The sequence below is a fragment of the Arcicella sp. genome (assembly GCF_964672035.1).
This window is the reverse complement of record NZ_CBABQS010000114.1, coordinates 1-10,268: the sequence shown is the minus strand read 5'-3', so window position 1 is coordinate 10,268 and position 10,268 is coordinate 1. Positions and strand designations below refer to the sequence as shown.

10 protein-coding genes are annotated in these 10,268 nt (G+C 33.1%); 5 read left to right on the top strand and 5 right to left on the bottom strand.

The genetic code is table 11. From position 1 onward, the window contains the following. Positions 1-389: 389 nt before the first annotated feature. From AC1W31_RS19350 to AC1W31_RS19340, 3 genes are all read left to right on the top strand, one after another. Complete coding sequence (locus tag AC1W31_RS19350; protein ID WP_481736141.1) at positions 390-776, top strand: LytTR family transcriptional regulator DNA-binding domain-containing protein; 387 nt, start codon at positions 390-392, stop codon at positions 774-776. A 379-nt stretch (positions 777-1,155) separates the two neighbouring features. Further along, entirely contained in the window at positions 1,156-1,980 is an 825-nt protein-coding gene (locus tag AC1W31_RS19345; protein WP_481736140.1) for an IS982 family transposase, read from the top strand. A 901-nt stretch (positions 1,981-2,881) separates the two neighbouring features. Further along, positions 2,882-3,829: a RepB family plasmid replication initiator protein gene (locus AC1W31_RS19340; protein ID WP_481736139.1), complete on the top strand. Its 948-nt coding sequence runs from the start codon at positions 2,882-2,884 to the stop codon at positions 3,827-3,829. 227 nt (positions 3,830-4,056) lie between these two features. Here AC1W31_RS19340 and AC1W31_RS19335 read toward each other — a convergent pair whose 3' ends face one another. The 3 genes from AC1W31_RS19335 to AC1W31_RS19325 form a co-directional block, all read right to left on the bottom strand. Then, on the bottom strand, positions 4,057-4,350 hold the full coding sequence (locus AC1W31_RS19335; RefSeq protein ID WP_481736138.1) for a hypothetical protein: 294 nt from the start codon (positions 4,348-4,350) through the stop codon (positions 4,057-4,059). A 57-nt stretch (positions 4,351-4,407) separates the two neighbouring features. Next, positions 4,408-5,049 carry an AAA family ATPase gene (locus tag AC1W31_RS19330; RefSeq protein ID WP_481736137.1) on the bottom strand — a complete coding sequence of 214 codons (642 nt, stop codon included), beginning with the start codon at positions 5,047-5,049 and terminating at the stop codon, positions 4,408-4,410. Between the two features lie 122 nt (positions 5,050-5,171). Next, positions 5,172-5,972, bottom strand: coding sequence for a SprT-like domain-containing protein (locus AC1W31_RS19325; protein ID WP_481736136.1), 801 nt, complete (start codon positions 5,970-5,972; stop codon positions 5,172-5,174). 312 nt (positions 5,973-6,284) lie between these two features. On the opposite strand from AC1W31_RS19325, the gene AC1W31_RS19320 reads away from it, so the two are divergent. Next, positions 6,285-7,226 carry a hypothetical protein gene (locus AC1W31_RS19320; protein ID WP_481736135.1) on the top strand — a complete coding sequence of 314 codons (942 nt, stop codon included), beginning with the start codon at positions 6,285-6,287 and terminating at the stop codon, positions 7,224-7,226. A 7-nt stretch (positions 7,227-7,233) separates the two neighbouring features. Here AC1W31_RS19320 and AC1W31_RS19315 read toward each other — a convergent pair whose 3' ends face one another. Beyond that, on the bottom strand, positions 7,234-7,572 hold the full coding sequence (locus AC1W31_RS19315) for a hypothetical protein (RefSeq protein ID WP_481736134.1): 339 nt from the start codon (positions 7,570-7,572) through the stop codon (positions 7,234-7,236). 249 nt (positions 7,573-7,821) lie between these two features. Then, complete coding sequence (locus AC1W31_RS19310; protein WP_481736133.1) at positions 7,822-8,607, bottom strand: hypothetical protein; 786 nt, start codon at positions 8,605-8,607, stop codon at positions 7,822-7,824. 577 nt (positions 8,608-9,184) lie between these two features. Here AC1W31_RS19310 and AC1W31_RS19305 point away from each other — a divergent pair. After that, on the top strand, positions 9,185-9,604 hold the full coding sequence (locus tag AC1W31_RS19305) for a hypothetical protein (protein WP_481736132.1): 420 nt from the start codon (positions 9,185-9,187) through the stop codon (positions 9,602-9,604). Positions 9,605-10,268 lie beyond the last annotated feature (664 nt).

Genomic DNA, 10,268 nt, shown 5'->3' with positions numbered 1-10,268 from the left:
CCAAAAGCAATATTTAAACAAAAGAGAGGTCAGTCAGAAATTTAAAGATAATATCAAAAATTATGTTACTTTCGATGATAAAAGACCTAAATGGAACTACCTAATAAAAGGTAGAGATTGACCAACTTATTATTTACTCGTTACTAAGGCTAAATATTTGCCTTGTAAGTTGTGAACCGTATGCTGCTGAAATAGTTTGACAGTTTTTATGAAATTTCAATAATAAACGAAGTAATTAATTTACAAAAATGGCCGTTTACTGGTACAAAATCATCGTATCAGTAAACGGCTCAAAAGGAGTAGATATTCTTATTTCAAAAACTTATACCAAGAAACAAAATCTCAGAAACGAAGCATAAATGAATATTTGAGATAAATATTTACCTCCCATGAAGTTCTACGAAAGTCACAGTAAGCCAGATAGACTTATCCTAAACCAACGAACAAAATCGTACATACCGATAAGTTACATTATACTCCTTAAAGGCAAGGCAAACTATACAATCTTCATATTGAGCGATGGCAGGGAAAAGGTCGTGGCCCATACGTTAAAATATTTTGAGCGTTATTTATTAACGCATGGTTTCCAGCGAGTACATCGTGAGAGTATGATAAATCCAAAGTATGTAAAATCCTACAACGAAACATCAAAACTAATCACGCTTACCAATGAAATGAGCGTCCAACTATCAAGGCGAAAAAGAGATAATTTTGTGAGTGATTTACGAGAAAAAAGCCTTAAATTTGGAGAGCAAAAGGATGGCTTAAAAGGTTAAAGCCCTTTTAAGTTATGGCGGTAGCAAAGTAGGGAAATACCTTTGCAAGGATTTAATTAAAGAGATTCAAAGGTTTCACGCTCAAATGTATGATAAAAGTGGAATAAAGCCAAAATTTGCGTAAAATATCTTATTAGGTAAAGAAATAGTAAATAATTATTCAAAATAATTGAGTAATTATCAAGAAAATAGGTGTAGAACTATTAATTTAGTTTGCCCAAATGGTTTCCGTTTGGGCAACTTTGTTTTAAAAAAGTCAATAGTAAAATTGGCGAAAAATACCTTAAATTTTAGTAATTAATAATTTAAGTTGTAACCTACGTTAAAATCTAAGAATGGTCATTGAGCCTTAATTTTGAGTTTCCAAACAACAAATTATATGCACTCCGACACATTCTCAGATAATGTTTTAATCATTTATTGTTTTGTAGATGATTTCTTAATAGGAATCAACACAAAAATAGATAAACAGCGCAAATTTACAGATGCTCAGGTAATATCAACGGCCTTAATTGCTGCTAAAAAATTCAAAGGTAATTATCATGCTGCCTTAGATTTTTTAGCTTCGTATGAAGGATTTTATCGTTTAGATAAAGGCGTTTTTTCTATGAGATTACACCGTTTAAAGCCTACCATCGCACTAATTTTTAAGCATTTAAGTTATACGATAAAATCGTTAAATGTCTCTAAAAACTATATTATTGATACGTTTACTATTTCTGTATGTCGCAATATTAGAATCAAAAATTGTCGCTTACTCACTGGTGAAAACTATCGAGGGTTTAATAACAGTAAAAAGGAATGGTTTTATGGTTTTAAAATCCAAATCATTACTACCGAGGACGGAACACCCGTACAATTCGACGTTTTTTGTGGTGAAACAGGCGATGTAACCGCCTTTCAATGTACACAAATCAATCTGGAAGAAGGTAGTAATTTGTATGGTGACAAAGCATATAATGACTATGATGAGGAAGATTTACTCTGTGAATGTGAACAGATTTATCTTAAACCGCATCGAAAAAGTAATTCTAAAAGAAAAGACCTGCCTTATCAGGTATTTCTTAAAAAACATATCAGAAAACAAATTGAAAATTCATTTTCAATGATAACTGATTTGCTACCAAGACATATTCATGCGACTTCTACCGAGGGTTTTCTGTTGAAAATACTACTCTTTGTCCTCGCTTTTACAATTTTATGAACGTTACAACTTAAATTAATTAATATCTTTTAATTAAGGCGAAAAAGATGCCCCTAAAATTAGGCTCTATATTTTAAACAACTGAAAATCAGATACTTAGCTATACGGCTATATTTATTAAACACTATATGTTTGATAATCAATGACTTACGCAAAGTAAGTGTCATAACATCTTGTTACTTTCTTTCGCATTTTTTAATTCAGAAATATTGGAAAAAGAGGTTTCAAAGACCATATTTAACATGGTAAAATAAAAGTGGCTAACCTCTTGAAAAAATAACCATCAAAAACAAGCTTAGAATCGTCTAAAAATAGGAGAAACATCTAAGAGTACCTTAAAGCCCTTTATAGCGTTCTAAACCGAACAAAAAGGGCAAAAAAGTAGAAATGTAATTTGATTCCCCTCCCACCATTAGTAAAATATAGTTTAAACACTATTATTTTTAGTAATTTTTCGTGAAAACTAAATTATTAGTTTGACCCCCTCTTTAACTTCTCTCCAAATTTGATTTTCCCTCGCTTTTCGTTTTGGCTTTCCATTCTCTTGTTTTCTTTTCCGAAAATTTATTTTTTTGAGTGCGACAGCCACTTTAAATGATATTTTTTCTTTTCATCAATGATTGTTTTATTGTTTTTTTTATTGTTCAATTGATTGTTATATTGTAAGGGGTCGTAACTCACTGAAAATCAAATAATTGCAAGACTTAAAACCTACAAATTGCATGGGAAAACCTACAAATTGCATAAAAAAAGTCTTAATATTGCACACAAAACCTACGTGTAATATTTATATGTAATATTTAAAATATTTTATATATATTTGCATTGTTTATTACAATTATTACACATACATTATTCATGCAATAATAATATAATCATCTATTAATCAACTACTTAACTTATGGATAATACCATTTTAAAAACCAAGAATAAAGAACCTCTTATCCTACTTTTGGCGAAAAATGAATTCACCGTTCTGGAAAGACGTATTTATTGGCTAATCTTGAACCAAATAGAACAAGGTTTTAATATTGACCAAGACTTATTTCAGAACAAAGTCTTCCATATTCCTCTGTCGGCTCTTAAAGAAACCAACGTAAAAAGATTAAAGGAAACGGCTGACAAACTCATGGCTCGGAAGGTAAAATATGAGAGTCCAACTGACGATAAATTTGACCATATTATTCCATTTCCAGAAGTTCGATACGATGGAAAAAAAGGATTTATAGAAGTCTATATGTATGCTCGTATAGTCCCTTATTTTATGGAATTAAAAAAAGGCTACTCTGAGTATGAGCTTTACGCTGCTCTGTCACTTGTGAGTGAATACGCTCAAAGGTTATATACGCTTCTTAGTCGATGGAAAGATACTGGGATTTGGTTTAATGTTAGTATTGAAGAGTTTAAAGTGCTGATGGGTGCTGAAGGCTATAATGATTTTTTTAACTTGAAAAAGAGAGTAATAGAAATAGCACAAAAAGAGATTAATGAAAAAACAGATATTACATTTGAAATTGAATATATAAAAAGTGGAAGGAATTTCACCCACCTTACTTTTAGAATCATTACAAAAGAGAAACAACGTCTAATTGATGCTCACGATAATGTGGAACAAGAAATGGAGACAGTTTCCAAGTTAAATATTGGTCAAATAATGGCTCAGGTCAATTCGCTGTTAACACAATATACCTTTTCGACTAATCAGCAAAGAAAAATCATAAATGAGCCAAAAATATTGCAACTATTTATTGAAGAAGATTCTAAAATTGCACACGGTATTAGGGGTGCAATAAAAAATAAAACTGCTTATATGGCTACTGTGCTTGGTTTTAGCAAGAAAAAGGTTTGATTTTAGAATAATCTAAAACCTACAAATTGCATAAACTTTTCACAGAAACATAAAATAACAAAATAATAAAACATATTTTATTATTTTACGCTATATTGAGTCTTTTAGTGCTAAAATTGGTACTTATTTTAGTGCTAAATTTAGCACTAAAATAAGCTAATTAACTCCTTATCCTACTCATTGCATAAGGTTTACTATACCAAAACCTACAAATTGCATAAACTTCATTAAAACTCTTTTTCTATTTTTTCTTGAATTGCAACTAAAATCCAATCATGAATAGATAGTCTATCTCTTTTAAGTTTTCGCCCTCGTATATCTTTTATTTTTTCCAACTCGCTTTGATATAACTTAATATTCATCGCTTTTAATGGGTCTTGCTCAGATTGCTCTAATGATGCTTCGGCAGTAGTTGAACCACCTTTTTTAATCCATTCTTGAATCTTTTTTTCGACTTGTTTACTTTCTGCTTCTTCATTTGGTACAGTTTTTTTTTTATTGGGTACACCTGATATTGCCATGATTATAAATATTTTTGGTACTATATTAAATACTAAATTATGTACTAAATATGGTACTTAAATGTTAGTAATTTTTTCAAATAACAAAACTAATTCGTTAATCGCTTTTTCATCTGTTGGCTTGACTTCCGTAACTCCAAGACCACTTGCCGCTGCATTTGAAAAAACTTTACGATTTCCAATCGGTGAATCTAAATAGGATAAATATTCAGATTGTTTTAAAAGCTCTGCTGCATCCTCGTTGTCCGCTCCTCGTGAATCGGCTCTATTGAGAAATATATATGCTCTTAATTTTGGGCTAACAATCATAATTTCAGAAACCAAAATTTCAACTTTTCTTAGTGTCCAAATATCAAATGAACGTGGAGTAAATGGGACTAAATAAACGTCCGATACACTTAACGCTGCTCTCTGACTTGATGTATCTCTACCGCCTGTATCAATGATGATATGGTCGTATTTGCTCACCAATTTTAATACTTGTGTTCTTACAGCATCTCCCGTAATCTTAACTGCGGTATATCCTATATTTCCCCCTGTACTTTCTTCTCGCCATGCTGTAAAATCCGTAGATGTTTCTTGGTCGTCAGCATCCACTAAAAGTACATCAAAGCCTTTGTTAGCTAACATAATTGTTAAGTTGGTGGCTATGGTTGTTTTACCACTTCCTCCCTTTATGCCTCCTGTTGTTATAATCATTGCAAAGTGTTTTTAGATATTATTTTTAGTACCAAATAAAGTATTAATTTCAGTATCAAAATTAATACTTTATTTGGTACTAAAAAATATTATAACTAATTGATTACAAATATTTTATAAAATTAACATTCTATAAACCTACACCCACAAACCATACATTGAATTTCTAAATCAGGCTTACCCCAAACACGATTATCACAGGCACAAACGTATTTTGCCTTTACCCCTGCACGGCTTTGGGATGCGATTTTTCCGATGCCAAAAAAGGAGGAGATTGACACATCTTTCCCTTTATAAATTGGCTGTGGAGAAGTCCTTTTCAGCCATGCCAATAACGTTTCTTCTTCCTCGTCTTCGTCTTCAATATACATCGCCATTTCTCGATTCAAACGATAGGGGAGAGTCAAACGTTTTAAATCATCTTCACTAATGTTGTTAAACACTTTTTCAAATGCTCCCTCTATGAGTATATAATGACTCATTAGTTGTCCCGTCCGCAAACCGCCTTCCTCGCCCGTATCGGAGGGCATTAAACCCAAAGATTCCATCTTATCCGCCCACTGGCGGTTATGGTAACATTGGCGAGAAGTCTTCCCAAAATCATGCTGCCAAAGATGCACCATTTCGTGTATCAAGGTTGAGTGCCAGGATTTATCGGAACGGTACAAAGAATCTGGATTGATGGATATTTCGTGTATCGCTCTGCGTTTGTTTTTGGCTCGACTTGAGGTCTTGGTAATTACAGGCGGTTGGTATTGGCGGTCTTCTTCCTGAGCCACTACCCATTGCTTAGGCACAAAAAAACCGTAAGCACCTCCGTGTCGGGAGAGGTTAATTAAACACTCATCTAATTTGCCCTCAAATAATTGTTGGTTGTAATACTGATACAAGTCTTCAAGGGTATTGAATTGCTTACTGGTCATGGCATTTTTTAATTAAGTATTCAATATTTTGTAGTGAACACTACAAAATATTGTTACACAAGTTTAGGCAATTTGTAGGAATTAACAAAATGTAACTTAGAATGAGTATTTGGGCGGTTTTTAGGCTTATTTGACTTTTTAATAGGGGGTTTTAGGATTGATTAGTGATTGATTTTGTTTCTAAATTATGCTTTAACTTAGTTTTTATTATATTACTTTATAACATAATATTTTATTATAACTTAACGTATTTATTATTTTGATATATCATAATTTATTCGTAATTTTACAGGGTAATCAATCAAAAAAGCCATGCAAAACATCAACGGTACGAATTATCTTTCTTTCAAAGAATACGCTGAACTCAAAGGAAAAACGGCAGGTAGGATATACCAGTTAAAAAATGAACTGCCCGTGGTAAAATTTGAGGATTTGGGTGTGGAGTTAATTAATTACGATTTACTTCAACTCAGCGAGACAGAAGTTAATCTGGCTCAATCCAAGTTTCAAACAACTCAGGCACTTCATACCTACGACCATAAGCAGTTAAGTCTGTTTTTTGCGGATATGATAAAGGGAAACTTTGAAGCCCGTAGTAATGCAGAAACGCTTTTGCGTGAAAAAGAATTGGTATTGGAGGAGCAAGGGCAATTGATACTGGAATTGATGGAGAAAAATAAATCTTTGGATTCGCTCTTGTCTCAGGCACAAGAAGAGAATTTGGCTTTGACTGAATCACTGCAAGAAAAGACGGCTGCCCTCGAAAAAGCGGATATTTTAATTACTTTCCAATCGGAGGATTTATCGGTTTTGACAACTGAGAAACAAAATGCGCTGGATTTAGTGGAAGAATTGAAACTGGCTCAACAAAAATTGCAATCGAAATACGATTTGAAAGCTGCGGAGCATCAAGGCTTAATGAAAGAACAAACTTTTAAGGTGTCTCAAAATGCAGGGCTTAACAAGGAAATAGAAAAATTACAAAAGGGAATAGAGGATTTGAGTCAAGAACACCAAAGGGTACTTGGACAAAAAGAGGACCTGAATAAACAATTGAACGAAATCAAAACTTTGCAACAAAAAACCTTGCACGATTTGGAATTAAAGGGGTTTGAAATGCAGGGCTTAATGAAGGAAAATACATCGCTTCAAAGTCAGGTAGTCGCCTTAACTCAAAAACTCCAAGAGGAACAAAGTTTCAATCAGCGTTTGGGGAAACTGGAGGAAATATTATTGAAAGAAAAGAAGGATTAAATTTCGTTTATTGCACTTCTTGATTGACAGATGTTTGTACTTGCTCTGCGGTGGCTGTCAATACATCTAAACCTAAGATATGCACAAATCTATGGGTGGCATTTTGGACTACTTCTTCTGACCCTAAAAGTACCGCTACGGCATAACCTCCGATATTTACCCGAATTGGTTTATTTTGTGCTAAGGATGCCGTTAAAGATTCAAGGGTTATTGGCTCACTCAATTTGAAATCATCTTTGTTAAAAAATGACGTGAGCCAATCCATTAACTCCTGTGGGGTATTGCACGTTTTAGGGTTAATTAAGACTTTGGGTAAATCGGTTTTGATGATGCCAATGAGGTACATAAGATTGAATGACGAGGTTTAAAATGGTTTTATTGGGTTCGTATATCCGCAATTTTTATTCCGTGAATTTACCATAAATTTATGAGTTGAAAAAATGGGGGTTTTGGTTTTAATTAATGTTTACTTTAAAAGTAAACATTAATTAAATGCCGTTTTCACTTGATTAATTCTCAATCTTTTCCCCTTTGTAATTTTTCTTTTTGTTGCGTTCATTGAATAGGAGCATGGGAGAAAAGCATGAAAATGTTGCTACCTCTTTTCTTTGAAATAAAGCATTTTAACTCCCAAACGAAATTGTGATGTGAAAGTGGATAGGAGTTTTTCAACGGTTTTATGTTGGTTCGGGATGGGGCGTTGTAAGGCTTGCTCGTCCACAAAAATAAGATTGTGTCGCTCTTGGATTAATTCCCCTTTTTTATTGTACTGGTTTTTAACCATGTGGCTGTTATAGATTACATATTCCAATTCCTTATTATCCCAATACTTGAATCCTAATTCGTAGTAATGAAATCCTAATTCATAATTGGAAATCACCCATTCCATGTTGGGAAGATTCCATGCCACCGTAAACCAATAATCCGTATGCTCCTGTAAGTTTAACATTTCTGCTTTATAAGATTCAAGGATGTTTTCCCGTTCCGCTGGCTCTGAAAACTCTTCTAATACTTTTTTTATCTTCGCTTTTAATTCGGCTTTTTCATCGGCTAAATTATCAAGGTATGTAATGAGATATTGCTCAATTTTTTCTTTGGTTGCTTTGGTATCGACAAAGTATTTGTGTTTGTAATAGTAATTGAGTTCTACCGCAGGAGTCCCGTAATTCACTAATTTATGGGTGCGTATATCGTAAGGAGCAAAGGGTTTAAAGTCATTCATGTACTGTTTTGAAATGTAATGAATGTTTAAATCTTCGGGAATTAAGTTCACATTATGAACGCCTGGCACAAGCTCCAATTTAGGCGTTTTGTCTAAACATTTTTCCAACGCTGCTTGGGTTTTCAAATACTCGACTTTATCAATAATTTTTCTGGTCATTGGAAGGTTTTTATTAATATTTACTTTAAAAGTAAATATTAATTTTGAAGGCAGCAAATTTATATGAAAATTTACAAAATTCTTACAAAAGGGGTTGCAACTCCCTTATTGGGCCAAAAATTACATAGCGTAGTATAACGCTCTAAAAATCAAATATTTACAATTTCTGTTTTTGAGATTTTACAAAATACAACTTGCTGATTTTCAATTACTTGACTTTTTAGAATCATTTTGATGAACATAGCCACCAATTGCGACTTTTCGATACCTGAGATATTGGTAAAGTGTCATTTTTGAAACTCCTATTTCGGTCGCTACTCCCTTATTGGGCCAAAAGTAAGGTAGCATAGCGTAAGTCGCTGAAATACAATACGTTATCTTTAAATATTTTCATGAAGTTAATTTTGTAAATTATTGATTATCAATAATTTACATTTCACTAAACTCAAATTGACCTCATTAGGTTAATGTAGCTATTTTGTAATGAACATTACAAAATAGCTGCGACTTTTATTTCTTAACCCCTTTGTAAATTTGATTATCTTTGTGGCGGAATTTTAATTAAATGCCTTTCGCTATGAATCCACAACCTCAGTATCATCCCATCGAAAATTTATCACTTATCTCTCAGGTTATTAAAGGAAGTTTGAAGGAGACTCAGGGGCTGACAAGCCTTCTCAATCAGACCAAACACAAACCCGAAATTTTAGCCGATACCATGATTAATCGGGCTATTAAACAGTATCAAGTTGGTTTAGATTTTGTGCCTATTTATCGGGAGCAACTTCGTAGGTGGCAAGAACTCAAACTTACGGATAATCAAACTACTCAGGTTGCGGAGCTTCAAAAAGATGTTGATACGATGCAGATACTTTATTCCGATGGTTTGGCAATGTCTAAGAAAATGGCGGGGTTTACCATTGATAAAGTGATGGGTATGAGTGATATAGAGTTAGCTTTAAAGGTCTTATCGGAGAGGGATTTTAAGGGTTTGTAATTCGCTTGAAATCTGTCCTAAATTAGCGTACAATTAGCACTAAATTAGCTGTTTGGTGGCTATTTTTTTTAATTTTTATCGTCTTTTGATTGACTTAATGAAGCCCTATTTTTAGGGATTTACGGTTTAATTAATGTTTACTTTAAAAGTAAATATTAATTAAACCGCTTTACTCCATTTTTTTAGCTTATCCTTTCCCTTTAAAATTAGGGATTCTTTGGGGTATTCCACAAAGAATCCTTTAGATAACTTAGGGATTCCTGCAAGGAACTCCTTGATAATCAAGGGATTCTTGTGAAAATAAAATAACGTTAAAATGCGTAAAATCTAATTAACTGATTTTCAAGGGATTCTTTCGGGATTCCTACTCCTAAACTTAGGAATCCCGAAAGGAATCCCTATGATTATCAAGCACTTAGCTTTTTTGATTTGAACTTGTATTTTAAGGGATTAGGTAGATTTATGGAAGTTCACTTAAATGTGAGGCTGACTACCTATGTAAAACATTTAAATAGTTGGTAGTGTTACAGAATGTATGCTCTAATATGGGTTAAATCACAAGAGGACAATATCTTTGTAGAATGTCTTACGTTCTTGTCAAAGTTTATTGCCCTCATTGCGAAACACCAAATGTAAAGAAGAATGGTGTAAAGGGCAACGGTCA

Coding starts and splice junctions, on each gene's coding strand:
- AC1W31_RS19350 (WP_481736141.1), top strand. CDS start 390: ATGAAGTTCTACGAAAGTCACAGTAAGCCAGATAGACTTATCCTAAAC.
- AC1W31_RS19345 (WP_481736140.1), top strand. CDS start 1,156: ATGCACTCCGACACATTCTCAGATAATGTTTTAATCATTTATTGTTTT.
- AC1W31_RS19340 (WP_481736139.1), top strand. CDS start 2,882: ATGGATAATACCATTTTAAAAACCAAGAATAAAGAACCTCTTATCCTA.
- AC1W31_RS19335 (WP_481736138.1), bottom strand. CDS start 4,350: ATGGCAATATCAGGTGTACCCAATAAAAAAAAAACTGTACCAAATGAA.
- AC1W31_RS19330 (WP_481736137.1), bottom strand. CDS start 5,049: ATGATTATAACAACAGGAGGCATAAAGGGAGGAAGTGGTAAAACAACC.
- AC1W31_RS19325 (WP_481736136.1), bottom strand. CDS start 5,972: ATGACCAGTAAGCAATTCAATACCCTTGAAGACTTGTATCAGTATTAC.
- AC1W31_RS19320 (WP_481736135.1), top strand. CDS start 6,285: ATGCAAAACATCAACGGTACGAATTATCTTTCTTTCAAAGAATACGCT.
- AC1W31_RS19315 (WP_481736134.1), bottom strand. CDS start 7,572: ATGTACCTCATTGGCATCATCAAAACCGATTTACCCAAAGTCTTAATT.
- AC1W31_RS19310 (WP_481736133.1), bottom strand. CDS start 8,607: ATGACCAGAAAAATTATTGATAAAGTCGAGTATTTGAAAACCCAAGCA.
- AC1W31_RS19305 (WP_481736132.1), top strand. CDS start 9,185: ATGAATCCACAACCTCAGTATCATCCCATCGAAAATTTATCACTTATC.